The sequence below is a fragment of the Stenotrophomonas sp. YJH_SMC_16 genome, from assembly GCF_059367875.1.
Map to the genome: position 1 here is coordinate 87464 of NZ_JCAFRH010000005.1, position 23912 is coordinate 111375.

Here is a 23912-nt window from a genome sequence, read left to right on the forward strand (position 1 = left end):
GCGCAACACTTCCCACGTCGTCCATTGACGGAAGGAGTTAGCGATGACTGCCACCACCCACGAAGACCTTCATTCGCCGCAGCTGCAGGAGGATTCCAGCCTGCAGCACAAACCCACGTCGCCCTGGATGTGGATCGCGCTGATCGTGGCGATGTTTGCTGCCGCCCTGCTCTGGCTGCGTCATTCCAACCAGGAAGATGTGGCGCCAGCGCCGGTCGGTGAGCGCATGCTTCCAGCCCCCGAGCAGGCCGCGGTGACGGATGCAGCGGCCCCTGCCGCGCGCCAGGCAGCCCCGGCTACTGCTTCGCGGAAGGCCGCGCCGGTAGCGCGCAATCGTGAGGCCCGCCCGCTGGCCAGCAACCGCATGCCCACCTACCCCGCCGCTGCGCTGCGTAGTGGCGTGCAGGGCAGCGTGATCGCCAGCCTGAGTGTAGATACCCACGGCAATGTCGCTAATGCTGCGATCGTTTCGCGCAGCGGCGAGCGCAGTCGTGATCTGGATCGCGCGGTGCTGAACACCGTGCAGAACTGGAAGTTCCAGCCGGCGATGCACGAGGGCCGTGCCGTCGCCAGCGTGGTGCGGGTCCCGGTGGATTTCCGTACCGAGCAGCGTTGATCGCGGACGAGGGGTTCGTGATGTTTAGACGGAGGCTTCGGCCTCCGTCCTTTTATGCGGAAAAGCGTGCCAACCGAGGTTGGCACCTACCGGATGAGGTGAGCGCGCCAACCGAGGTTGGCTTCTACCGTGCAATGCGATCCGCCGGGCGTGGCCCGGAGGTTGCTGTGACGATCAGGCCAGGTTGAACCCGGCGCTGCGCGCCAGGCCATCGAAATCCGGGAAGGACGTGGCGACATTGGCGATATCGTTGATGCGCACTTCGCCGTCACTGATCTGGCCGGCGATGGCGAACGCCATGGCGATGCGATGGTCACCGTGGCTTTCGATGGTGCCGCTGCCCAGGCGAACGCCACCATGCAGGGTGGCGCCGTCTTCGGTTTCGTCCACCTGCATGCCCAGCGCGCGCAGGCCGGTGGCCATCGCAGCAAGGCGGTCGGATTCCTTCACCCGCAGCTCGGCCGCACCGCTCACCACGGTCTGGCCTTCTGCGGCGGCGGCGGCCACGAACAGCGCCGGGAACTCGTCGATCATGTCCGGCACCAACGCTTCCGGAATGCGCGCGCCCTTCAGCGGGGCGTAGCGCACCACCAGGTCCGCCACCGGCTCACCGCCCTGCTCGGCCGGATTCTCTTCGGTGATGTCCGCCCCCATCAGGCGCAGCGCGTGCAGCAGGCCAGTGCGGCGCGGGTTCAGGCCGACCTGCTTCAGGCGCAGCTGTGAACCAGGAATGATGCTGGCGGCCACCAGGTAGAACGCCGCAGACGAGAAGTCGGCCGGCACCACGATGTCCGTGGCGCGCAGGCGCTGGCCGCCACGCAGGCGGGCCTTGCCCGGTGAGAATTCGATGTCCACGCCGAACGCCGACAGCATGCGCTCGGTGTAGTCACGGGTCGGATGCGGTTCCAGCACGCTGGTTTCGCCCTGCGCGTACAGGCCGGCCAGCAGCACTGCGGACTTGATCTGTGCGCTGGCCACCGGCGAGGCGAAGTCGATGCCGTGCAGCGACTGGCCGCCATGCACATGCAACGGCGGCGTGCCGTCATCCTGGGTGTCGATCTTCGCGCCCATCTGCGACAGCGGGCCAGTGACGCGGCGCATCGGGCGGCCCGACAACGATTCATCGCCGATCAGCGTGCAGTCGAATGCCTGGCCTGCCAGCAGGCCGGCCAGCAGGCGCATGCCGGTACCGGCGTTGCCGCAGTCCAGCGGTGCGCTGGGTGCCTGCAGGCCGTCGATGCCGACGCCGTGCACGATGCGCTGCGACGGGCTGGGGGTTTCGATGCGCACGCCGAGCTGGCTGAAGATGCGCGCCGTGGCGCGGGTGTCTTCGCCTTCCAGGAAGCCCTCGATATGCGAGGTGCCATCGGCCAGCGCGGCGAACATCACCGAGCGGTGCGAGACCGACTTGTCGCCGGGAATGGTCAGGCTGCCCTGCAGCGGCTGGCCCTTGCGGGCAATCCAGTGTTGCGCGTTGCTCATCGTTCGATCATTCCGTAAACACCGGCAGCGCCGGCGATGCATCAGGGAGCGGCGGCTGTTGCCGCCGCAGCAGCACTCAGGGCACGGCCACCGGGTAGGAGCCGAGCACCTTGATCTGCGCCGAGTGCGCTTCCAGTTCGGCCAGGGCAGCCTGCATCGGCGCGTCGTCGATGTGGCCCGCCAGGTCGATGAAGAAGCCGTACTCCCACTTGCCGTGGTGCGACGGCCGCGACTCGATGCGGTTCATGCTGATGCCGTGGCGGGCGAACGGGCTGAGCACGTCGAACAGCGCACCGGGCTTGTCATGGATGAACACCAGCACCGAGGTGCGGTCGTGGCCGGAGGTCGGGAAGATGTTGCGACCCACCACCAGGAAGCGGGTGGTGTTGTCGGCATCGTTCTGGATCGGCTTGGTGACCACCTTCTTCAGGCCGTACACGTGGCCGGCGCTCTCGCCACCAATGGCCGCCGCATCATCGGCGTTGCGCGCGCGACGCGCGCCTTCGGCGTTGCTGGATACCGGAATCTTCTCGGCCTTCGGCAGGTTGGCGCGCAGCCACGCCGAGGTCTGCATGAACGACTGCGGGTGTGCGTAGATGCGCTCGATGTCCTCGAGGCGGCCGCTGCGCGACATCAGGTACTGCTGCACGCGCAGTTCCACTTCGCCACAGATCTTCAGGTTGGAGGTCAGGAACATGTCCAGAGTGATCTGGATGGTGCCCTGCCCCGAATTCTCCACCGGCACCACGCCGAAATCGGCGTTGCCCGCTTCCACTTCCTGAAACACCTCCTCGATGCTGGCCATCGGCAGGCCCAGCGCGGAGCGGCCGAAGTGCTTGAGCACCGCCTGCTGGCTGAAGGTGCCTTCCGGGCCGAGGTAGCCGATCTTCAGCGGCTCCTGCTGGGCCAGGCAGGCCGACATGATCTCGCGGTAGACGTGCACCAGCAGTTCATCGCTGAGCGGGCCTTCGTTGCGGTCCACCACCATGCGCAGCACCTGCGCTTCGCGCTCGGGGCGGTAGTAGTCGACGGCGGCGGCGAGCTTGCCCTTGGCCTTGCCGACCTGGTGGGCGAAGCGCGCGCGCTCAGCGATCAGGTTCTGGATGTCACGGTCGATCTGGTCGATCTTCGAGCGCACATCGGCCAGCGCCAGCGGCGCCAGGGTAGGCGCCGGATTCGACGCGGCCTTGGACGTGCTCTTGCCCTTGGCCTTGGTGGAGGCGCTGTCCTTGGCCGGTTCGGCCTTCTTCGGCGCCTTCTTGCTGGATTTGCTGCTTGCCATCGGAGTTCCTTGTTGCGGGGCACGCACCCGACGGTGCGCGCCGTTCATTGCTCAACCGTGACGCTGCTGGAAATCAGCCATGAAGGCGACCAGCGCCTCGGCCCCGGCCAGCGGCATGGCGTTGTACAGCGAGGCACGGATGCCCCCGACCACCTTGTGGCCCTTCAGCGCCAGCAGGCCGGCGGCCTTGGCTTCGGCGACGAAGCGGGCATCGAGCTCGGCATCGGGCAGGAAGAACGGGATGTTCATCCGCGAACGGGCCGCATGTGCGACCTCATTGCGGTAGAAGCCGCCGGAGCCGTCGATGGCGCCGTACACCAGCGCGGCCTTGGCGGCGTTGCGCTTGGCGAACTCGGCCACCCCACCTTCTGCCAGCATCCACTTGAACACCAGGCCCGCCAGGTACCAGTTCCAGGTCGGCGGGGTGTTGAGCATCGAATCACGGGCGACGTGCGAGCGGTAATCGAAGATGTCCGCACGTGGCTGGCCACTGCGCTCGAGCAGGTCGCGGCGGATGATCATCACCGCGATGCCGACCGGGCCGAGGTTTTTCTGCGCGCCGGCGTAGATCACGCCATAACGGCGCACATCAAGCGGTTCGCTGGCGATGGACGAGCTGAAGTCCGCGATCAGCGGAACGTTGCCGGTGTCGGGCACATCACGGAACTCGACGCCGTGGATGGTCTCGTTGGCGGTGATGTGCACGTAGGCGGCATCGGGCGACAGCTGCCAGTCGGCACGCGCCGGCAGTTCGCGGTAGCCGTTGGCCTCGCTGCTGGCGGCGATGTTGACGTCGACGTAGACACCGGCCTGCTTGACCGCGGTCTTGCCCCAGTGGCCACTGACCACGTAGTCGGCACGTTGGCCGGGGGCGGCGAAGTTGAGCGGGATCAGCGCCTGCTGGGTGGTCGCACCACCGGACAGGAACAGCACCGCATAGTCGTCGGGGATGTCGAGCAGGCGTCGCAGATCGGCTTCCGCCTCGGCGGCCACGGACATGAATTCCACACCGCGATGGCTCATTTCCACGATCGAGGCACCGGTACCGTGCCAGTCCAGCATTTCCGCCTGCGCCTGGCGCAGGACCGATTCCGGCAAGGTTGCAGGGCCGGCACTGAAGTTGAACGCGCGCGTCATGTCACACCTGTGGGGCAAGACCCCTAGTATGCCGCAGTGCACCAGCCTTGCGGCCTTGTGGCGCAAGGGAAATTTGGTTTCATTGGAATCCATTGGCCACCCGCATGGCGCCGGTAGTCGCCGACCTTGGTCGGCGTACGCCGTCAGGCGTCATTCCCGCCGAAGGAGCGTGCCGACCAAGGTCGGCACCTACCGGAAGCGGGTGGGCACACGCCGGGGGGGGGGGTAGCGTCGGGCCATGCCCGGCGGATTCAGATCAGCGCGCGCCGAACCAGAGCAGCAGGCTGAGCAGCGCGGCCAGCAGCAGCGCACTGACCAGCAGCCACGGCCAGCGCCGGACCTTGCGCGGCACGGCCGGCAGCACCGGCGCCTGCTCGGCGTCCTGGCTGGACTCGTCTTCATCCGGCAGCGGGCGCCGGCGCGGGTCATGCGGCACTTCCAGCACGAACCGGTGCTGGCCATCGAACACGACCTGGTCGCCCGCCTGCAGCCAGCAGTGGCGCACGGCCACACCGTTGACCCGGGTGCCGTCGGCACTGCCCAGGTCACGCAGCAGCACGCGCTCGCCGTGCACTTCCACGCGGGCGTGCTGTTCGGCGAAGGCCGGTTCATTGATCTCGATGTCAGCGTCGCCGCCGCGGCCGATCAGGCGGGACCGCGACAGCGTGAAGCTGCGGCCATGGTGCAGGCCACCGACACCGCGCAGCAGGCGCTGCTGCTCATCGGAGCCGTCGTCGTTCTTCGGCGCAGGCGCCTGCAGCAGGCTCTCGACCTCGCCCTGCAGGACCATTTCCACGCCGTCCACATACACCGCATCGCCGGCACGCAGCAGCGCCATGCGCCGCACCGGGCGACCGTTCACATGAATGCCGCGGATACCGTTGCCGACCTGCAGCCAGAGGCCGCGATCATCCACGCAGAACTGCGCCAGCAGCAGGGCACCGTGGCCGGCATCGCCGAGCCGCACACTGCCGTTGGCCTGGCGCACGATGCGTTGCACCCCGGGCCGCAGCGGCTGGTCGGGCTGTTGTTGCTGACTGAAGTGGACAAGCAGGTTCTGCACGCGGCGCAGCCTAGCAGGTTGGCCGCCAACGAAGAAGAACCCACGATGAGTGCTTGGCGCGGAGGCCCTCGATGCGCACAATGCTCGCCCTCATTGATCATCCCCGCCCTGCGCCAGGAGCCTGAATGTCCACCATCGATGTCCGCCACGCCCACGCCCTGCCCGACGCACAGGCGCGCACCGCGATCGAACAGGTTGCCGCCAAGTTGTCCGAGCGCTTCGGCCTGAAGTCGTCCTGGACTGCCGACGTACTGAATTTCTCCGGCAGCGGCGTGGACGGTGCGATCGAACTGCAGCCGGGCGCCGTGCGCGTGACCGCCAAGCTGGGCTTCCTGCTGTCGGCGATGAAGGGCATGGTCGAAGGCGAGATCCAGCGCGTGCTGAAGGAAAAGCTGGGCTGAACCCCGGCGGCGGCCATCACGGCCGTGCAACGCCAACGCGCGCTACTCTCGGGGGCAGGCCCAACTCCCACGGGAAGTGCGATGAACCAGTACGAAAACGATGACCGCCGCAACGACGACGCCTCGTTCGGTGACCAGGCCGAGCGCTTCTCGCGCAAGCTGAGTGACTCGGCGCAGCAGGTCTGGCTGGCCGGCCTGGGCGCTCTTGGCCGTGCACAGGCCGAAGGCAGCCGCTTCTTCGACGGCCTGGTGAAGGAAGGCGAAGCCTGGGAAGCCCGCCGCCGTGAACGCAACGGCGAACAGGGCCCGGGCTGGCGCGACAACGTTGAAACCTCGCTGGACGAGGCCCGCGAGAAGGCCTCCGGCACCTGGAACAAGGTTGAAAAGGCGTTCGACGATCAGGTGCAGGGCGTACTCAAGCGCCTGCACGTACCCACCGCCGACGAGGTGACTGCGCTGGAGGCTCGCATCGATGCCCTGCAGGCGCGCCTGGCCAAGCTGGAGAATCGCGACGCCTCGGGCACTGATGCACCTGCACCGGGCAGCCATCAGTCGCCAGGCAGCGTGCCCTGACCGGCCATTGTTGCAATGCAATAAATTTTGATTGACAATCGCGAGCAACCCGCCAATCGCTTCGGCTGCCGTTTGTTCCCTCCCCTCACGGCTTCAGGATTGGCGGGTTTTTCGTGCCTGCGGTATTCCGAACTGCGCGTTCCATCACGCTTCCTGTCAGGAACATCCTGACTCAGCGGCACGGCGCGACCTTTACACTGTCGCCTTCGCATTCGCCCCTTCCGCGCACCTCCTGCATGCTCCCTTGGATCCTGGCCCTGCTGTCGGCCCTGCTTACCTGTTCCCTGGCCGTTGTCTATCTGTGGTGGATCAAACGGCGGCAGAAGGAGATGCAACTCGGCTTGCAGGCCCTGGCTGGCATGCACTGGCGCGAATTCTCGGTACTGGTCAAGCGCATGCTGCGCGAGCAGCGCGGCCTGCGCGAACTGGATGACCCAGGCGAGGAATCCCGTGAGCCCAGCAGCGATTTCCTGCTCAGTGACGGCCCCAACAGCTGGCTGGTGTCGTGCAAGCACGGCCTGGCCTACCGCATCGGCACCGCTGCAGTGAACGAACTGGGTGCAGCCGCGCGCCTGGCCGGCGCCAAGGGCGGCGTGCTGCTGACCGAAGGCCGGATGGAACGCGACGGCCGCAGCGCCGCCGAGAAGCAGGCGGTCGAGGTGCTGGACGGCCCGCGCCTGTGGCCGCTGCTGCAACCCTATCTACCGGCGGAAATCGAAACCCGTGTGCGCGCCAGCGCCCGCCATGAAGCCCTGCGCCGGATCGCCATTGCCGCGCTCGGCGCGGTCACGCTGGGCCTGCTGGTGGGATTGAGCCTGCAAGGGCTGCACGTGCAGGACGCCCCGCCCGTTGCCGAGGTGGCGGTCGCCCCCGCGCCGGTTGCGCCTGCGGTTGAAGCGGCGCCCGAACCGGCGCCGGCCCCCGCCACCATGCCGCCGGCCGCTACGCCTGCACCGGCCGCGCCCTCAACCGATGCGCGCAGCAACCCCAACCCGGATGCCGCTACGCTGGAGCGCTTCCAGGCCGATCTGTCCCGTGCCTTGGCCGGCAAGCCCGGCATCGCCAGCGGTGTCTGGTTGACCCGGCAGACGCTGGCGATCAACCGCACCGGCGAGCTGGACGCGGTGTGGCCGCAGGTCTGCGAGGAAGTGCTGCACTACCCCGCCCTGCGCAACGTGCGCATCCAGCTCAATGCCCGACCCGGTGTGGATGAGCCGGTGCGCTGGCGCCAATGCGCCACGTATTGATGGGGCAGCATCCACGCATGGCGTGGATCTACCAGGGATTCACACGCGTCGGATAATCCCAACCGGGATTCAGTAGATCCACGCCATGCGTGGATACGCCTCTAGCGCGCCCCAGGCGCGAAGCGCGCAACCAGGTCCCAGGCATCGCCGAGGAACACCTGGCGCACGCGGGTGATCGGCTGCTCACCGCGCCAGGTCAAGCGCTCGATCACCAGACAGGCGGTACCGGGCTTCACATCGAGCAGCTTGGCGGTGACAGCATCCGCGCCCCAGGCACTGATGCGATGCTGGGCGCGGGTCCACGACACGTTCTGCAGCAGCCAGCTGCCCGGCGCGGTAGTGCTGAAATCGACCTCCAGCACCTCGGGCACGCCGACGGGGCTGATCAGGCGATGCTCCAGCGCCAGCGGGCGGCCATCGGCCAGGTGCAGGCAACGCATCGCCAACAGCATTTCGCTGCCGGCCAGTTCCACTTCGCCGGCATTGCCCACTTCAGCCAGACGCAGCTCGCGCTGCAGCAGCCGGTAGCCGTACTGATGCCCGCGCGAACCGACCTCCATCGCAATGTCCGGAATTTCCAACGCCACCTGCTCCAGGTGCGGGGGTTGCCGCGCCACGAACGAACCCGCACGACGGCGACGTTCGATCATGCCGCTCTCGGCCAGCGCGGTCAGCACTTTGTTCACCGTCATCCGCGAGCAGCCGTACTGCTCCATCAGCTCGTGTTCGTATGGAATGCGGAAGCCCGGCGCCCATTCTCCGCTGAGGATGCGGCTTTCCAGATCGCTGCGGATACGCTGGTTGAGCGTGGCGGACTTGCTGGCCTTCACGTAATGGGGTCCCGGTGGCGGAGGCGATCAGCCCAGCACGCCCTTCAGGGCGGCGGCGAAGGCGGTGGTGATCGCCTCGCGCTGCAGGTGGCGGCCCTCGGCCACGCATTGGCGGCCATGGCGCCAGACCGATCGCAGCGCGCCATTACGTGCGGCGAACACCCAGCTGTCAAGCCATGCGTCATCCTGTCGCGCCTGCAGCGCCGGGTGCGCGGCGTCCAGTTCGACCAGATCGGCACTGGCACCGACCTGCAGGCCAGCGGCCACGCCCAGCGCCTGCGACCCACCGTGCAGTGCGCCTTCGAACAGGAAGCGGCCGGTGCTGCGGGTGGCGTCCGGGGCCAGCACATTGCGCCCACGCAGGGTCAGGCGTTGGCCGTATTCGAGCAGGCGCAGTTCTTCGGCGGCATCGATCAGCACGTTGGAATCGGAGCCGACACCGAAACGGCCACCCTCGCGCGCGAACGCCTGCATCGGGAACAGACCGTCGCCCAGGTTGGCTTCGGTGATCGGGCACAGGCCGGCCACGGCCTGGCTGGCCACGATGGCGGCACGCTCGTCGTCGGTGATGTGGGTGGCGTGCACCAGGCACCAACGCGCATCGACCGGTGCGTGGTCGTACAGCCACTGCACCGGGCGCTGGCCGCTCCACGCCAGGCAGGCCTCGACTTCACGCATCTGCTCGGCGATATGGATGTGCACCGGGCCATCGGTGAGCGGCAACAACGCACCCAGTTCCTCGCCCGTGACAGCGCGCAGGCTGTGCGGTGCGATGCCGAGCACCGCATCGGGCAGCGCGGCCAATGCCGGCTTGGCGGCATCCAGCAACTGCGCGAAGCCGTCCACATCGTGGATCAGGCGACGCTGAGCGGGATTCGGCGCTGCCCCGCCGAAATCGGCATGCGCATAGAACACCGGCAGCAGGGTCAGGCCGATGCCGGTCTGATCGGCCGCCGCCGCGATCCGCGCACTCATCTCGGCGCGGTTGGCATAGGCGCGGCCGTCGGCATCGTGGTGCAGGTAGTGGAATTCGCCGACGCGGGTGAAGCCGCTTTCCAGCATTTCCATGTAGGCCTGGGCGGCGATGGCCTGCACCGCGTCCGGGCGCAGATGGGCCAGGAAGCGGTACATCAGTTCGCGCCAGCTCCAGAAGCTGTCACCGTCACCGCCGCCGATCTCGGTCAGGCCGGCCATGCCGCGCTGGAAGGCGTGGCTGTGCAGGTTGGGCAGGCCCGGCACCAGGATGCCGACGCGGGTGTCACCGTCCTGCGCGCCCTGCCCCGTGCTGATCGAGGTGATGCGGCCGTCCTGAACCTGCAGGCGGACATCACGGGCCCAGCCCTCGGCCAGCAGGGCGTGGGCGGCATGGAAACAGTGCGGGGAACGCGAATCGGACATGGCTGGACAACCCGAAATGGACGCCTATATTGTATAGACATATAAGCACAGCCGCGTTGTGGATTCCATGCACGTCGAAACCCTCTGGTCCAACGTCCACCTGATCACCCTCGATGGCGAGGGCCTGGGTGTCATCCGCGATGGCGTGCTGGCCTGCGCCGACGGCCGCATCGTCCATGTCGGCCCGGCCGGCAGCGACGCCCACCTGCAGCCGACCACCCGCATTGACGGCGAGGGCCGCTGGATATCGCCGGGCCTGATCGACTGCCACACCCACCTGGTCTACGCCGGCAACCGCGCCAACGAATTCGAGCAGCGCCTGCAGGGCGTCAGCTATGCCGACATCGCCCGTGCCGGCGGCGGCATCGTCTCCACCGTGCGTGCCACCCGCGCCGCCACACCCGAGCAACTGGCCAGCGAAAGCCGCCCGCGCCTGCTGGCGATGCGCGCCGAAGGCGTGACCACGATCGAGATCAAGTCCGGCTACGGCCTGACCCTGGCCGACGAACGCAAGCAGTTGCAGGTCGCACGCGCATTGGGCGAGGAATGCCGGGTCAACGTGGTGACCACCTTCCTCGGCGCGCACGCGATTCCGCCAGGCCGCGAGGCGCAGGAGTACACCGACGAGGTGTGTGAGGTGATGATTCCGGCCATTGCCGCCGAAGGCCTGGCCGAAGCGGTGGACGTGTTCTGCGAGAACATCGCCTTCTCGCCCGCGCAGGCGCGCCAGGTCTTCGAAGCGGCGCGTGCGAACGGGCTGGCGGTGAAGATCCATGCCGAACAGCTGAGCAACCAGCACGGCGCCGAACTGGCCGCTGGTTTCGGCGCGCTGTCGGCCGACCATATCGAACATCTGGATGACGCCGGCATCGCCGCGATGGCGGCGGCCGGCACTGTCTCTGTGCTGCTGCCGGGCGCGTTCTATTTCACCCGCGATACCACCCTGCCGCCGATCGCTGCATTGCGCGCGGCGGGTGTGCCGCTGGCGCTGGCCACCGACAGCAACCCCGGCACCTCGCCGCTGACCAGCCCGCTGCTGGCGATGAACATGGGCGCCACCCTGTTCCGCCTGACCGTGGACGAATGCATCGCCGGCTTCACCCGTGAAGCGGCGCGCGCACTGGGCCATGGCGAGCGTATCGGCCGTCTGGCCGTCGGCATGGACTGCGACCTGGCGATCTGGGACATCGACGCCCCCGCCGACCTGGTCTATCGCATTGGATTCAACCCGCTGCACGCGCGCGTGGTGCGCGGGCAGCCCGACCTGCCTGCCTCCTGGAGCAACACATGAGCAACACCCTGGTTCTTCGCCCCGGCCATGTCACTCTCGCCCAGTGGCGGCAGGTCTATCGCGGCGCGCCGCTGGCACTGGACCCGGCCGCACTGCCGGTGGTGCGTGCCAGCGCCGCCGCCGTCGCCGCCATCGTCGCCAAGGGCGCGCCGGTGTATGGCATCAATACCGGCTTCGGCAAGCTGGCCAGCGTGCGCATCGAGCGCGAGGACCTGGCCACTCTGCAGCGCAATATCGTGCTCTCGCACGCTGCCGGCGTGGGCGAGCCGATGCCGGCCAGCGTGGTGCGGCTGATGATGGCGCTGAAGCTGGTCAGCCTCGCGCAGGGCGCTTCCGGCGTGCGCGAGGAAACCCTGCTGCTGCTCGAAGCGATGCTGGTCAAGAGCGTGCTGCCGGTAGTACCGGCGCAGGGTTCGGTCGGCGCCTCGGGCGACCTCGCGCCGCTCTCGCATCTGGCCAGCGTGATGCTGGGCGTCGGCGAAGCGTTCATTGGTGACGAACGCCTGCCCGCAACCGACGCACTGGCGCGTGCCGGCCTGCAGCCGATCGAACTGGGCGCGAAGGAAGGCCTGGCGCTGCTCAACGGCACCCAGTTCTCCACCGCCTACGCGCTGGCCGGCCTGTTCGAGATCGAAACCGTGTTCCAGGCGGCACTTGTCACCGGCGCGTTGTCGGTGGAAGCGGCCAAGGGCTCGGACACCCCGTTCGATCCGCGCATCCATGCCATCCGTGGCCAGCGCGGCCAGATCGCCACAGCGGCCACGCTGCGCACCCTGATGCAGGGCTCGGGCATCCGCGAGTCGCACCGTGACAACGACGTACGCGTGCAGGATCCGTACTGCCTGCGCTGCCAGCCGCAGGTGATGGGCGCGGCGCTGGACATCCTGCGCCAGGCCGCGACCACGCTGGAAATCGAAGCCAACGGCGTGACCGACAACCCGCTGGTGTTCACCGAAACCGGCGAAGCGCTGTCCGGCGGCAACTTCCACGCCGAACCGGTGGCCTTCGCCGCCGACATGCTGGCGATGGCCGTGTGCGAGATCGGTTCGATCAGCGAGCGTCGCCTGGCGATGCTGGTGGACCCGGCGCTGTCCGGCCTGCCCGCGTTCCTGACCCCGCGCCCCGGCCTGAATTCCGGCTTCATGATTCCGCAGGTGACCGCCGCCGCGCTGGTCTCTGAAAACAAGCAGCGCGCCTACCCGGCCAGCGTTGATTCGATCCCGACCTCGGCCAACCAGGAAGACCACGTGTCGATGGCCGCGCACGGTGCGCGGCGCCTGATGCAGATGGCCGAGAACGCGGCCAACGTGATCGGCATCGAACTGCTGGCCGCGGCGCAGGGCTGCGACTTCCATGCGCCGCTGCGCTCCAGTGCCGCGCTGGAAACCGTGCGCGCCACGCTGCGTGCGCAGGTGCCGACGCTGGAAGAAGACCGCTACTTCCATCCGGACATGGTGACCGCCACGAATCTGGTGCGCAGTGGCGCGCTGGCGCAGGGCCTGGCCCATCTGTTGCCAGGCGTGGAGCTGCCAACCGTGGAACCGCAGGCATGAATACCCATCCCGACTGGCTGACGGTGCACGAGGGCGACGCCCCCCTCATCGTCAGCTTCCCGCATACCGGCAGCGAGCTGCCGCACGACCTGATCGGCGACTACCACTCGCCGTGGCTGGCACGCCGCGATGCCGACTGGTGGGTGCACGAGCTGTACGACTTCGTGCGCGGCATGGGCGCGACCACGGTGCGCTCGGCGATCTCACGTTCGGTGATCGACCTCAACCGCGATCCCAGCGGTGTGTCGCTGTACCCGGGCCAGAACACCACCGGTCTGTGCCCGCTGACCACCTTCGACAACCAGCCGCTGTACCACGCGGGCCGCGAGCCGGATGACGCCGAGATCGCGCGGCGCCGCGACACGTATTTCCTGCCCTACCACGATGCGCTGGCCGCACAGATCACCCGCCTGCGCGCGCAGCACGGTACGGTGGTGGTGTACGACGCGCATTCGATCCGCTCGCATATTCCGCACCTGTTCGATGGCGAGCTGCCGCAGTTCAACCTCGGTACCGCCGGGCCGTCCGGCGCACCCGACACGTCCTGCGACAACGCCTTGAGCGATGTGGTGGAAAACCTGCTGAAGATCAGTGGCATGAGCCAGGTGCGCAACGGCCGCTTCAAGGGCGGCTGGATCACCCGCCACTACAGCAACATCGCCGGCGGCGTGCACAGCCTGCAGATGGAGCTGGCCTGCCGTGGCTACATGCACGAACCCCTGCCGGATCAGGTGGACGAACACAGCTGGCCCACCCCGCTCGACCCCGACCACGCCGCACCACTGCGCCACACCCTGGCGCAGGTGCTCAATGCCTGCCTTGAATTCGCTACGAACCGGAGCGCCGCATGACCCGCAACGACCCGTCCCGCACCATCGCCGCGCCGACCGGCACCACGCTCAACGCCAAGAGCTGGCTGACCGAAGCGCCGTTGCGCATGCTGATGAACAACCTGCACCCGGACGTGGCCGAGCGGCCGCAGGAGCTGGTGGTGTACGGCGGCATCGGCCGCGCCGCGCGTGACTGGGAGAGCTTCGATGCCATCGTCGAAACGCTCAAGCGCCTGGACGACGACCAGACTCTCCTGGTGCAGTCGGGCAAGCCGGTGGGTGTGTTCCGCACCCATGCCGATGCACCGCGCGTGCTGATCGCCAATTCCAACCTGGTACCGCGCTGGGCCAACTGGGACCACTTCAACGAGCTGGATAGGAAGGGCCTGGCCATGTACGGCCAGATGACCGCCGGCAGCTGGATCTACATCGGCGCGCAGGGCATCGTGCAGGGCACCTACGAGACTTTCGTGGAAATGGGCCGCCAGCACTTCGGTGGCGACCTGACCGGGAAGTGGCTGTTCACCGGCGGCCTCGGCGGCATGGGCGGTGCACAGCCGCTGGCTGCCGTGATGGCCGGCGCCTCCTGCCTGGCCGTCGAGTGCCGCAAGAGCAGCATCGACATGCGCCTGCGCACCGGCTATCTGGACACCTGGACCGACAATCTTGACGAAGCGCTGCGCCTGATCGAGGAGTCGTGCAAGGCCGGAACGCCGAAGTCGGTGGGCCTGCTCGGCAACGTTGCCGACGTGCTGGCCGAACTGCTCAAGCGCGGCGTGAAGCCGGACCTGCTGACCGACCAGACCTCCGCACACGACCCGGTGAACGGCTACCTGCCGCAGGGCTGGACCGTCGAGCAGTGGGACGAGAAACGTGTCTCCGCCCCCAAGGAAGTGGAAAGGGCTGCGCGTGCCTCGATGGCCAACCACATCCGCGCCATGCTCGGCTTCCACGCACTGGGCGTGCCGACCGTGGATTACGGCAACAACCTGCGGCAGATGGCGCTGGAAGAAGGCGTGGCCAATGCCTTCGATTTCCCGGGTTTCGTGCCCGCGTATATCCGCCCGCTGTTCTGCCGTGGCATCGGCCCGTTCCGCTGGGCGGCGCTGAGTGGCGACCCGGAAGACATCGCCAAGACCGATGCCAAGGTGAAGGAGCTGATTCCGGACAACCCACACCTGCACCGCTGGCTGGACATGGCCGCCGAGAAGATCAAGTTCCAGGGCCTGCCGGCGCGCATCTGCTGGGTGGGTCTGGGCGACCGCGATCGTCTGGGCCTGGCGTTCAACGAGATGGTCGCCAACGGTGAACTGAAGGCGCCGGTGGTGATCGGCCGTGATCACCTGGACAGCGGCAGTGTGGCCTCGCCGAACCGCGAGACTGAAGCGATGGCCGACGGCTCCGATGCGGTCTCCGACTGGCCGCTGTTGAACGCCCTGCTCAACACTGCCAGCGGCGCGACCTGGGTGTCGCTGCACCACGGCGGTGGCGTGGGCATGGGCTTCTCGCAGCATGCCGGCATGGTGATCGTGTGCGATGGCACCGAGGCAGCGGCGAAGCGGATTGGCCGCGTGTTGTGGAACGACCCGGCGACCGGCGTGATGCGCCATGCCGATGCGGGTTATGAGATCGCGATCGACTGCGCGAAGGAGAAGAGGCTGGATCTGCCGGGGATTCTCGGCTGATCGCAGGGGTGCCGGCCACTGGCCGGCACTACCGCAAGGCACCTGTAGAGCCGAGCCATGCTCGGCTCAGTGCTTCCAGGGTCACCACGCCTGACCGGAAGGCAGCCGGGCATGGGCTCGGCTCTACATGCCAAGATGCGCCATCACCGCTGACGGACCACTGCGATGCATCGCGCTCTTGCCGTTGCACTTTCCTGCTTCCTGATGGCCACCCTGCCCGTTTCGGCGCGCAGTGCTCCCGACAACCTCTCGTCCCAGCTGGATACCCAACTGCAGACCAACCGCGAACGCTACGGCATCGCCGGCCAGGCCGTACTGGTCGCCCACAACGGCCAGGCGCTGTACCAGGGCGCCAGCGGTGAACGGGATCCCGCTACCCACGCACCGGCCACCGTCAATTCCATTTTCACTGCGCAGTCGATGGCCAAGCTGCTGACCAGCACGCTGGTGATGCAGTTGGTCGACGAAGGCAAGATGGATCTGGATGCGCCGGCCAGCCGCTATGTGCCGGACCTGCCGGCCGCATGGAAGACGATCCCGGTGCGCGACTTCCTCAACCACAGCTCGGGTATCGGCGAGTACTACGACCGGGTGGAGAACCGCTGGGTCAGCAAGGGCTACACCGGTGTGGCGCCTGATCTTGCCGCTGCACTGAAGGTCGCCGCGACCGCGCCGATGCAGTTCGCCAGCGGCAGCCGCGTGCAGTACACCCAGGCCAACTACCTGGTACTGACCGCCTTGCTGGAAGCGCACTATCGCAAACCCTACCCGGCCATCGCACGCGAACGCATCCTGCAGCCTTTGAAGATGGCCAGCACCTCGTGGGGCGTGGCCAGCGTGCCGGCCACGCGCGCGGCGGTGCCTTACATCGGCAGGGACGGCCAACTGCAGCCCGCCAATGAAGACCCCTGGCCGGACTACGGCTGGGGCCATGCCGATCTGCAGACCACCGTAGGCGACATGAACCGTTTCCTGCAGGCGCTTGCGACCGGCAAGCTGGTGCGCACGGCGACCCTGGAAAAACTCTGGCAGCCGCAGAAACTGGCCGGTGGCGGCAACAATTTCTTCTCCACGGGATGGGACACCACCCGCAGCGACGGCTACACCCAGGTTGGCCACGATGGCGGCACCCGTGTACGTGCGCGGCTGGCCTACAAGGGCACGCTGGCCAGCGGCTACTGGGTATTCGTTTACCTGACCAACGGCAGCGCCCGCAATGTCTGGTCGAGCACGCTGGTGGAAAGCACGATGGCGGTGGCCGCGCCGAAGGAATTCCCGCATGCGGTGTTGTCCGAGCGGTTGATCGGCTATGCGTTGGATGACAGCACCGATGCGAAACCGCAGATGCGTAGCTGGCTGCGCGACAGTAATGGCGTTCCCACCGGCGAACTGGAGCGCGCGATCAATGCCGATGGCTATGCCATCCGCCAGAGTCTGGGTGCTGGCAAGGCGCTGAAAGTGTTCACGCTCAACACCGAGCTGTATCCGGATTCGGCCAACGCGTGGGACAGCCTGGCCGAGTGCCATGCGGCATTGGGCGAAAGGGAAGCGGCTGATCGGCTGTATGCGAAGGCCAAGGCGCTGGCGAAGCCCTCGCCCTAAACCCTGCTGTAGAGCCGAGCCCATGCTTGGCTGCTCTTCGTTGCGATCGCAGGAGACCCGCGCGCGCTGCGCGCGATAGCCGAGCATGGGCTCGGCTCTACATGGATGTTGCGGGCGGCCATACGCGAGCGACGGGTGACGTGACGGCGCCGACCTGTTAACTTGCGCGCCACTTTCGTGGTTTACAGCATTTCCGCATGTCGCTCTCGCCGTACCGCCCCACTCCCTCGCTGCTATTCCTGACCGTTTCCCTAGGCCTTTCCTCCATCGCCGTCGCCGCCCCCCAGGCCACCACCCTCGATGCCGTACGGGTCACCGCTGCCGCCGATGCGAGTGCCCAGGCGCGCGAGGCGTTGAAGCGCGTGCCCGGCGCTAGCAACGTCATCGACGTGGCCAAGGCCGGCAGCCGCCTGTCCAGCAGCGCCGATGTGCTGGCCTACCAGCCCGGTATCAGCGCGCAGTCGCCGGGCAACGAGGGCACCAAGGTGTCCATCCGCGGCTCCGGCATCAATCGCGGGCCGGGCGCGCATGCTTCGGGCATCGCAGTGTCGATCGACGGGCTGCCGCTGACCGGACCGGGCGGCACGCCCTACGAGCTGCTCGAACCGCTGTGGCTGTCACGCGTGGAAGTGCTGCGGGGCGCCAATGGTTTCAAGCGCGGCGCGCTGGCGCTGGGCGGTGCCATCGACTATGTAAGCCGCAGCGGCCGTGATTCGGCCGGCGTGCAGCTGCACTACGAAGCGGGTAGCCGTGGCTACCAGAAGCACGGCATCAGCTGGGGCGGCGTCAGTGGCGATGTCGATTACTTCCTGGCCTATACCGATACCGAGTTCGATGGCTATCAGCGCCATGCGCGCGGCGACGGCAAGGGCGCGATGGCCAACATCGGCTGGCAGATCACCCCCGATCTGCAGACGCGTTTCTTCGTGCGCTACCGCGAAACCAATCATGAAACGCCCGGCCGCCTGACCCGCGATCAGATCCGCAACGATCCGCACGCCGCGAATGCGTCCAACCTGGCCATTGATGCTCGCCGCCCGCAACCGGGCAGCACTTGGGTGGGCAATGTCACCACGCTGCAGATCGATGAGGACTCCTCGCTGCAGGCCGGGCTGGTCTACCACACGTACCCGATGGACTTGAACGAGAGCCTGTACCGGCAGCAGCTGGACTACGCCAACCTCAACGCCACGCTGGACTACCGCCATCGCCACCGGCTGTTCGGCCTGGACAGCGAGACCACGGTCGGCCTGCGCGCCACCCACGATCTGGACGCCGATGTGCGCGAGTCGCTGCGCTTTGCCAGCAACGGCTATGCCGCCGGTACGCGCACGCGTGACTTCCGCCACCACGGCACCGACAGTACGCTGCACGTCGGCAATACCCTCACCTTCAACGACCGCCTGCGCATGCAGACCGGGCTGGCACTGATCAGCACCCGCCGCGATGTGCAGGTGACCTGGCCGAGCAGCGGCGGCCGCCTGCGCGACCACGACTGGGACTACGCGCCGCGACTGGGCTTCACCTGGCAGCACAGCGCGCAGACGCAGTGGTTCGGCAACCTCAGCCGTTCGGTGGAGGCGCCGCACCCGTGGTCGATGATCTGGGGCTCGAACCAGTACTTCGGGCCGGGCAATGGCCCGTCTACCGGCCGCCAGCGCGCGCCGGTGCCGATGCAGAACCAGACCGCCACCACGCTGGAACTGGGCGCGCGCGGTGACGCGGCGCTGGGTCGCTGGGAACTGACCGGCTACTACGCCCACGTGAACCACGAACTGCTCAGTGTCGAACTGCAACCGGTGCCGAACCTTTTCATCGCCGAGAACAACGCCAGCCCCACCGTGCACCGTGGCATCGAAGCCGGATTGGACAGCACACTGTGGCAGGCCGCGCCGGGGCGCCTGTCGTTGCGCCAGGCGTACACCTTCAGTGATTTCCGTTATCGCCACGATGCACGCTTCGGCAGCAACCGCCTGCCCGGCCTGCCGCGCCACAGCTACCAGGCCGAGCTGCGCTTCGATCATGCCTCCGGCCTGTACGCCGCGCTGAACACCGAATACGCCTCGCGCATCGCGGTGGACTACGCCAATAGCTACTGGGCCGACAGCCATGCGATCTTCGGCAGCCGCATCGGCTACGACGCACCCGGTGGCCGCTGGCAGGCGTGGGCGGAGATGCGCAACATCGGCAACCGCCACTACGCCGCCACGGTCACGCCGGGCTACGACGACGCCGGCAAGGATGTCGCGCGCTCGACGCCAGGCGAAGGCCGTGGCGTCTATGCGGGCGTGCGCTGGCGCTTTGACTGATGGCCGCAGGCGGCGCCGGGTCTGACCCGGCGCCGTCGTTCCAGGGTCAGCCGATACGCCAGGCCGGCAGGCGTTCGCTACGCTTCCAGATGGAAGGCGCGAAACCAATCAACACCAGCGCCGCCAGCCACTTCGGTGAGGTGTTGAGCAGTGTCGAGGTAAGCGAACCATCGCCGGGGGGGGCCATGTCCTGCCACGGGTTGTAGCCCAGGTAGACGACGCTGCCAGCCCACCACAGCAACGCCAGGCCGATGCCCACCAGCAGCAGAGCCAGCGTGCGGCAGGTCCAGCGCTGCGACGTGGTGCCCCATTCCCGCGACGCTGCGATCAGCAGACCCACCACCAGCAGCGATACCAGTGCAACCAGTCCGATATCGACCTTGGGCCCGATACGCTCATAGCTGCAGGCGCGGCATTGGGCCTCTTCCGCGGCAGTGGCGGCTTCGGCGCCATCGGCCTGCCCGGCTGCGGGCTGCGCCAGCGCTGCAAACGGCATCAGTACCGCCAGCAGCGTCACCATGATCCAACGAAACAACGTCCTGTTCCTGCGTGCAGCGACATCCATGCGCTCTTCCTCGTCAGTGGTTGTACGTCCAGGGCCGCAGTATGCGGCCGTCCCATACGCCGCCCAGACCCCGTTCCGGGGGTTCGGCCATCCAGCGTCCTTGTTCCCGATGCAGCACGACAAGCTCCCGGTAGACGAAATCGTCGGAACACGAATCCCGGGCGACCGCAATCATAGCCCACTGCCCTTCGACGCTGAAAACAGGCCGGGTCAGATAGGCGACGTGGTCGTATGTCCGAGTCGGCCCATGCACCGTTGCCCCGCACCCGTGCTCCCGCAGCGCTCGAAGCCCCGCGCCGACCATCCGCTGCGCACCGGCCAATGCGGCCGCGGGCACTGGCGGGGGTGGAGGGGGGAATGGGGGGCTCTGCCGGATCGCCAGCGCCAGCGCCATCGCCTCCGCCTGCATCTGCGCTGTTCCCAGGTTGATCGGTAGCCGACCGATCTCCTGCTGCCACCTCGGGCGCAGGCTGCAGATCCCGGCCATGAGAGCCAAAGCCGACAGCGCCGCCGCCAGCGATGCAATGCGTCGCCAGGTGATCCGTTGTTGGCAGTCACGGTCTGGCTTGAACGAGGTATCTGTCATCACGACTCCGCCAACGCGGGCCACAGGCCGTGTCCAACGCTCATATGGCGGACAGGCTCCACTCGAATACGCTCCCATCCGCTCTTCCTGCGGTGCAGAAGGTAGAGGACGCGCATCGCCGTCCCTCCACTGCACAGATCCGAGGCGACCGATGCCATTGCCCAGTTCCCCTCCTGGCTGAACACAGGACGCTGCAGATAGACAACGCCCAGATCGGGATTGCCCGGGCCACCCGTGCATCCCTCGATGCCACGCGCACGCCGTTGCTGAAGCTCGTCCCACGTCATCCGTTGCGCTCGCACATGCGCAAGCTCAAACGCAAGGTCGGGTACGCGTACAGCCCGGCGGTTCGCAACCTGCAGCATCGACTCCAGATGCTGCTGCAGTTGAAAGGACGCCGCACTGTCATCATCACGCCATTCCACGACGCTGTGACGAACCTGGCAGACAGGGGCGGGGTCTCCTTCGCCACAGGTAGGCGCAGTCCATTCCATCACGACAAATGGCATGTCGGGCTCCCAGCCGCGCGGCTCGAAGTGTGCTGGCGCGACATCTTCCAGCGGCACTGCCGCGGTCGCGGATCCACTGTTACCGGTCAGCATCGGGGAGAAGATTCCCTTGATTGGAATCGGTGGTTCCGGCGGCTTCCCTGGTGGTGTCGGTCGCAGGTCGATGAGCTCTGCCATCACTTCGGCCTGCATCCGTGCCGTTCCCAGATTGATCGGAGGCGGGCCGACTGCCTGCCGCCATTGCGAGCGCATGCTGACGATCAGCGCTACGACTGCAACCATCGATAGAACGACCGTTGTGGCCAGGACGCGTTTCCGTGCAATGCGCTGTCGCATGAAGTTCCTGGAAGAAATGAAGCAGGTTGGGATATCGGCCGGGGACGTGACGCTACAGCGCTTGAATGACCTGCAGCAGATGGGTCGCATCTGGCGCGAGTTCCTGCGCGAGCCCGCCCAGCACCACGAAGAACAGCAGCAGGCCGAGCAGCGGCCAGATCGTGTGCGTCACGCATACCCGCCACCACCCCTGCTCGTGCATGCCCTGCATGCGCCGGTACAGGCCACTGGCGATGGCCGCGTCCACCAGCAATTCGGCCATCAGCACCGGTGCCGACCACACCACCCACACGCTCGCCAGCAGGACGGACGCCACCAGCGCGACGATGCCGAGGATCGCCAGCAACGGCAGGCCTGCTTCGTCTTCGGCCAGGCCGGTCAACGGCAGCTCACCGGCATCGCCGCCGCCGGCCTGCGCCGACTCATTCCACGAAGCTGACGCGCCGCCACCTCCAGAACGGCCACCGACGCCGCCCCACGGTGATTCCACGGCACTTCCGCGAGGCGAAGGGCTGCCACTGCCCACATCCGGCGACAGGCCATCCAGCACGTTGTCCCAGCGCCAGCGGATCCAGATCCACATCAGCAGCAGGAACACGCCATAGGCCAGCAATACGGCCATCGGGTAGCGAAGCAGCATCGCGTCGATGCCGGCCAGACGCAGCAGATGCGAGGCAAGAAAACCGGCCGCACCGGTCAGGGCCACGATCAGCGCCATCTGCAGGCATGGCCAGCCGCGTTCCCGCAGGTGTTGCCGTGCGCGCACAAGCTCACCGGCACGGTTCACCGGCAACTTCAGCGGGCTCCGCGCAAAGAAACGGGTGCGTTTCATCGGCGCCACCGGGTGCCGCGGATCGTGGAGCGTGGAAGCTCAAGAACCTGATACAGCATGCGGACATCCTTGCCGGGCACGCGCGGGGGGTGTTGCGCGGATTCTACCGCGGCCGGGGCCTCTGTCCAGGCGACGGGCCGAGGCCATTGATCATCAACTGCGGTCGACGATCCGCACGATGCGACCGTCCTCAAAAGCGAACTCGCTGTGTCCCTGCAGTGCCAGTTCCGTACCCGCGCCGGGACCATCGGGAATGTCCTGCGCGAACACGCCACGCCAGCCGATGCTGGCCAGCACCACGCCATCCTTGAAGATCAGCTCCAGCAACCGCTGCTCGCGCTCGCGGAACAACGGCGCCGATTGCCGTGCCAGTTCGCCGAAGGCATCGATGCCTTCGGTGACCATCGTCAGCTGCCCACCGCTGTGGTTCTCGAAACGCACGTTATGCGCCAGCACCGCCAGCATGGCGTCGATGTCGAAGCGGTTGTAGGCCTGCAGGTAGTGCTCGATCAGATGGCGGCAGTGCGATTCGTCCACGGCGGTGTCCAGTCAGGGCCTGCGCCAAGTCTCCCGCGACCGTTCAGCCGTATCAAGGAGGCGCGGCGGCCTTCAGCAACTGCGCGGCCACCTGGTCGAACGGGGCGATGTCCTGCAGTGCGCGGCACATCGCCACCGCACCTTCCACACTGGCAATCACCAGATTGGCCAGCCCACCCGCGGCGACCGGATCGTGGCCGTCGGCGATGAACGCTGCGGCCAGATGGGCCTGCCAACGTGCGAACACTTCAGCAGCTGCTGCACGGGGCTGGCTCGGCACTGCCTCCACCGGCTCCTCCACGGCAGCGGCCAGTACCGGGCAGCCCGCCCGGAACCCGGAGCGCAGCAGGCGCTCGCGCCACATTGCCAGGAACTGCTGCAGGCCCTGCACCGCCCCTCCCTTCAACAGCTCGACGAGAAGCGCCTCCACCTTGTCGCCGGCCATGTAGGTGGCGCGCGCCAGCAGTTCCTGCTTGCCGCCAGGAAAATGGTGGTAGGTGGAGCCCAGCGGCGCCTCGGCCAGCTTGGTCACCTCACGAATGCTGGTGGCATTGAGGCCTACCCGCGCCAGCATCTGTGCTGCGGCATCAATCACCCGTTGCGGGGCATCAGAGGGTCGTGGGCTCACGGCGATCGCCTTGCTAAGACAGTCGTCATAGATTAGCGTACCGGCCGTTCTATAACAGTCGTCATAGCCATGAATCTCTGGTTCCGCCTGCTCCATCTGCTGCTTTGCAGCCTGTTCCGGCCGAAGCTGGAGGCCCCGTTCGGGGTCTCGCGCCTGCAGTTCCGTGTGCTGCCCAACGACCTGGACAGCAACCTGCACATGACCAACGGCCGCTACTGGAACATCTTCGATCTGGGCCGGCTGGACCTGATCCTGCGCATGGGCCTGGGCCGGGTGGCGCTGCGCGAGAAGTGGGCGCCGATCGTCGGTGCCGGCACCATCCAGTTCCGCCGCGAACTCAAGCCGTTCCAGCGCTTCACCCTGGAAACGCGCCTGGTGGGCTGGGTCGGCTCGCGCGGCATCATGGAGCAGCGCGTGCTGATCGGGCCCGAGCAGAAGATCGCCACCCGTGCGCTGCTGGTCACCGGCATCTACGACCGTCGCGCGCGCCAGTTCCTGGGCATGCCGAAGATGATGGAAGCGATCGGCGTGGTCGCCCCACCGTCGCCGTCGCTCAGTGCAGCCGCCGAGGCGTTGCTGGCGGCCGATGCCGCGTTGAAGCTGGACGATGCCTGAGGCAC

The 23912-nt window shown here is 67.3% G+C and carries 23 protein-coding genes; 11 read left to right on the top strand and 12 right to left on the bottom strand.

What is annotated here, in order from left to right:
- Nucleotides 1-43: 43 nt before the first annotated feature.
- A complete protein-coding gene (locus AC5P6E_RS12470; protein ID WP_049482538.1) occupies nt 44-616 on the top strand; it encodes an energy transducer TonB in 573 nt (190 codons plus the stop codon).
- A 174-nt stretch (nt 617-790) separates the two neighbouring features.
- On the opposite strand, the gene aroA is transcribed toward AC5P6E_RS12470, so the two are convergent.
- From aroA to AC5P6E_RS12490, 4 genes are all read right to left on the bottom strand, one after another.
- A complete protein-coding gene (gene aroA, locus AC5P6E_RS12475) occupies nt 791-2098 on the bottom strand; it encodes a 3-phosphoshikimate 1-carboxyvinyltransferase (protein WP_019337282.1) in 1308 nt (435 codons plus the stop codon).
- A 76-nt stretch (nt 2099-2174) separates the two neighbouring features.
- On the bottom strand, nt 2175-3380 hold the full coding sequence (gene pheA, locus AC5P6E_RS12480; protein ID WP_019337283.1) for a prephenate dehydratase: 1206 nt from the start codon (nt 3378-3380) through the stop codon (nt 2175-2177).
- Between the two features lie 51 nt (nt 3381-3431).
- Complete coding sequence (serC, locus tag AC5P6E_RS12485; RefSeq protein ID WP_019337284.1) at nt 3432-4517, bottom strand: 3-phosphoserine/phosphohydroxythreonine transaminase; 1086 nt, start codon at nt 4515-4517, stop codon at nt 3432-3434.
- Between the two features lie 256 nt (nt 4518-4773).
- On the bottom strand, nt 4774-5580 hold the full coding sequence (locus AC5P6E_RS12490; RefSeq protein ID WP_010480552.1) for an FHA domain-containing protein: 807 nt from the start codon (nt 5578-5580) through the stop codon (nt 4774-4776).
- Nucleotides 5581-5705: 125 nt separating this feature from the next.
- Between AC5P6E_RS12490 and AC5P6E_RS12495 the strand changes: the two genes are divergently transcribed.
- The 3 genes from AC5P6E_RS12495 (at nt 5706) to AC5P6E_RS12505 (ending at nt 7801) form a co-directional block, all read left to right on the top strand.
- Nucleotides 5706-5981, top strand: a complete 276-nt coding sequence (locus AC5P6E_RS12495; RefSeq protein ID WP_049455440.1) for a polyhydroxyalkanoic acid system family protein — start codon at nt 5706-5708, stop codon at nt 5979-5981.
- 81 nt (nt 5982-6062) lie between these two features.
- The gene (locus AC5P6E_RS12500; RefSeq protein WP_010480542.1) at nt 6063-6554 is read left to right on the top strand and encodes a phasin family protein; all 492 of its coding nucleotides are present in this window, start codon (nt 6063-6065) and stop codon (nt 6552-6554) included.
- A gap of 236 nt (nt 6555-6790) precedes the next feature.
- Nucleotides 6791-7801: a restriction endonuclease gene (locus AC5P6E_RS12505; RefSeq protein WP_197602297.1), complete on the top strand. Its 1011-nt coding sequence runs from the start codon at nt 6791-6793 to the stop codon at nt 7799-7801.
- A gap of 101 nt (nt 7802-7902) precedes the next feature.
- Here the strand turns inward: AC5P6E_RS12505 and hutC are convergent, their stop codons facing one another.
- Both hutC and AC5P6E_RS12515 read right to left on the bottom strand, forming a co-directional pair.
- Nucleotides 7903-8631 carry a histidine utilization transcriptional repressor HutC gene (gene hutC, locus AC5P6E_RS12510; protein WP_049412977.1) on the bottom strand — a complete coding sequence of 243 codons (729 nt, stop codon included), beginning with the start codon at nt 8629-8631 and terminating at the stop codon, nt 7903-7905.
- A 27-nt stretch (nt 8632-8658) separates the two neighbouring features.
- Nucleotides 8659-10029, bottom strand: coding sequence for a formimidoylglutamate deiminase (locus AC5P6E_RS12515; protein WP_248853692.1), 1371 nt, complete (start codon nt 10027-10029; stop codon nt 8659-8661).
- 67 nt (nt 10030-10096) lie between these two features.
- Here AC5P6E_RS12515 and hutI point away from each other — a divergent pair, with 67 nt between their 5' ends.
- The 6 genes from hutI to AC5P6E_RS12545 all read left to right on the top strand — a co-directional run bounded on the left by hutI (nt 10097) and on the right by AC5P6E_RS12545 (nt 19299).
- Nucleotides 10097-11320: an imidazolonepropionase gene (gene hutI / locus AC5P6E_RS12520; RefSeq protein WP_197597216.1), complete on the top strand. Its 1224-nt coding sequence runs from the start codon at nt 10097-10099 to the stop codon at nt 11318-11320.
- Complete coding sequence (hutH, locus tag AC5P6E_RS12525; protein ID WP_248853693.1) at nt 11317-12873, top strand: histidine ammonia-lyase; 1557 nt, start codon at nt 11317-11319, stop codon at nt 12871-12873. The genes hutI and hutH overlap by 4 nt, the downstream gene beginning before the upstream one ends.
- Nucleotides 12870-13724, top strand: a complete 855-nt coding sequence (hutG, locus tag AC5P6E_RS12530; protein WP_019337290.1) for an N-formylglutamate deformylase — start codon at nt 12870-12872, stop codon at nt 13722-13724. Before hutH ends, hutG begins: the two co-directional genes overlap by 4 nt.
- Nucleotides 13721-15388 (top strand): urocanate hydratase, encoded by a 1668-nt coding sequence (hutU, locus tag AC5P6E_RS12535; protein ID WP_248853694.1) that lies wholly within the window; start codon nt 13721-13723, stop codon nt 15386-15388. Before hutG ends, hutU begins: the two co-directional genes overlap by 4 nt.
- A gap of 165 nt (nt 15389-15553) precedes the next feature.
- Nucleotides 15554-16990: a serine hydrolase gene (locus tag AC5P6E_RS12540; RefSeq protein WP_495231043.1), complete on the top strand. Its 1437-nt coding sequence runs from the start codon at nt 15554-15556 to the stop codon at nt 16988-16990.
- Nucleotides 16991-17187: 197 nt separating this feature from the next.
- The gene (locus AC5P6E_RS12545; RefSeq protein WP_248853696.1) at nt 17188-19299 is read left to right on the top strand and encodes a TonB-dependent receptor family protein; all 2112 of its coding nucleotides are present in this window, start codon (nt 17188-17190) and stop codon (nt 19297-19299) included.
- 46 nt (nt 19300-19345) lie between these two features.
- On the opposite strand, the gene AC5P6E_RS12550 is transcribed toward AC5P6E_RS12545, so the two are convergent.
- The 6 genes from AC5P6E_RS12550 to AC5P6E_RS12575 form a co-directional block, all read right to left on the bottom strand.
- On the bottom strand, nt 19346-19864 hold the full coding sequence (locus AC5P6E_RS12550) for a hypothetical protein (protein WP_109813624.1): 519 nt from the start codon (nt 19862-19864) through the stop codon (nt 19346-19348).
- Between the two features lie 13 nt (nt 19865-19877).
- Entirely contained in the window at nt 19878-20450 is a 573-nt protein-coding gene (locus AC5P6E_RS12555; RefSeq protein ID WP_029550743.1) for a hypothetical protein, read from the bottom strand.
- The gene (locus tag AC5P6E_RS12560; protein ID WP_191863304.1) at nt 20450-21295 is read right to left on the bottom strand and encodes an energy transducer TonB; all 846 of its coding nucleotides are present in this window, start codon (nt 21293-21295) and stop codon (nt 20450-20452) included. The genes AC5P6E_RS12555 and AC5P6E_RS12560 overlap by 1 nt, the downstream gene beginning before the upstream one ends.
- 52 nt (nt 21296-21347) lie before the next feature.
- Entirely contained in the window at nt 21348-22127 is a 780-nt protein-coding gene (locus tag AC5P6E_RS12565) for a hypothetical protein (protein ID WP_191863305.1), read from the bottom strand.
- 153 nt (nt 22128-22280) lie between these two features.
- Complete coding sequence (locus AC5P6E_RS12570) at nt 22281-22664, bottom strand: nuclear transport factor 2 family protein (RefSeq protein WP_019660343.1); 384 nt, start codon at nt 22662-22664, stop codon at nt 22281-22283.
- A gap of 52 nt (nt 22665-22716) precedes the next feature.
- Entirely contained in the window at nt 22717-23292 is a 576-nt protein-coding gene (locus AC5P6E_RS12575; protein WP_029379700.1) for a TetR/AcrR family transcriptional regulator, read from the bottom strand.
- 69 nt (nt 23293-23361) lie between these two features.
- Between AC5P6E_RS12575 and AC5P6E_RS12580 the strand changes: the two genes are divergently transcribed.
- Nucleotides 23362-23907, top strand: coding sequence for a thioesterase family protein (locus tag AC5P6E_RS12580; RefSeq protein WP_010480517.1), 546 nt, complete (start codon nt 23362-23364; stop codon nt 23905-23907).
- Nucleotides 23908-23912: the final 5 nt, after the last annotated feature.

What these genes read in the sequence shown, in the direction of transcription:
- AC5P6E_RS12495 (WP_049455440.1), top strand. Translation starts at nt 5,706, where the DNA reads ATGTCCACCATCGATGTCCGCCACGCCCACGCCCTGCCCGACGCACAG.
- AC5P6E_RS12470 (WP_049482538.1), top strand. Translation starts at nt 44, where the DNA reads ATGACTGCCACCACCCACGAAGACCTTCATTCGCCGCAGCTGCAGGAG.
- AC5P6E_RS12540 (WP_495231043.1), top strand. Translation starts at nt 15,554, where the DNA reads ATGCATCGCGCTCTTGCCGTTGCACTTTCCTGCTTCCTGATGGCCACC.
- AC5P6E_RS12505 (WP_197602297.1), top strand. Translation starts at nt 6,791, where the DNA reads ATGCTCCCTTGGATCCTGGCCCTGCTGTCGGCCCTGCTTACCTGTTCC.
- AC5P6E_RS12500 (WP_010480542.1), top strand. Translation starts at nt 6,063, where the DNA reads ATGAACCAGTACGAAAACGATGACCGCCGCAACGACGACGCCTCGTTC.
- hutU (WP_248853694.1), top strand. Translation starts at nt 13,721, where the DNA reads ATGACCCGCAACGACCCGTCCCGCACCATCGCCGCGCCGACCGGCACC.
- hutG (WP_019337290.1), top strand. Translation starts at nt 12,870, where the DNA reads ATGAATACCCATCCCGACTGGCTGACGGTGCACGAGGGCGACGCCCCC.
- hutI (WP_197597216.1), top strand. Translation starts at nt 10,097, where the DNA reads ATGCACGTCGAAACCCTCTGGTCCAACGTCCACCTGATCACCCTCGAT.
- serC (WP_019337284.1), bottom strand. Translation starts at nt 4,517, where the DNA reads ATGACGCGCGCGTTCAACTTCAGTGCCGGCCCTGCAACCTTGCCGGAA.
- pheA (WP_019337283.1), bottom strand. Translation starts at nt 3,380, where the DNA reads ATGGCAAGCAGCAAATCCAGCAAGAAGGCGCCGAAGAAGGCCGAACCG.
- aroA (WP_019337282.1), bottom strand. Translation starts at nt 2,098, where the DNA reads ATGAGCAACGCGCAACACTGGATTGCCCGCAAGGGCCAGCCGCTGCAG.
- AC5P6E_RS12550 (WP_109813624.1), bottom strand. Translation starts at nt 19,864, where the DNA reads ATGGATGTCGCTGCACGCAGGAACAGGACGTTGTTTCGTTGGATCATG.
- AC5P6E_RS12555 (WP_029550743.1), bottom strand. Translation starts at nt 20,450, where the DNA reads ATGACAGATACCTCGTTCAAGCCAGACCGTGACTGCCAACAACGGATC.
- AC5P6E_RS12545 (WP_248853696.1), top strand. Translation starts at nt 17,188, where the DNA reads ATGTCGCTCTCGCCGTACCGCCCCACTCCCTCGCTGCTATTCCTGACC.
- AC5P6E_RS12515 (WP_248853692.1), bottom strand. Translation starts at nt 10,029, where the DNA reads ATGTCCGATTCGCGTTCCCCGCACTGTTTCCATGCCGCCCACGCCCTG.
- AC5P6E_RS12560 (WP_191863304.1), bottom strand. Translation starts at nt 21,295, where the DNA reads ATGCGACAGCGCATTGCACGGAAACGCGTCCTGGCCACAACGGTCGTT.
- AC5P6E_RS12565 (WP_191863305.1), bottom strand. Translation starts at nt 22,127, where the DNA reads ATGAAACGCACCCGTTTCTTTGCGCGGAGCCCGCTGAAGTTGCCGGTG.
- AC5P6E_RS12580 (WP_010480517.1), top strand. Translation starts at nt 23,362, where the DNA reads ATGAATCTCTGGTTCCGCCTGCTCCATCTGCTGCTTTGCAGCCTGTTC.
- hutH (WP_248853693.1), top strand. Translation starts at nt 11,317, where the DNA reads ATGAGCAACACCCTGGTTCTTCGCCCCGGCCATGTCACTCTCGCCCAG.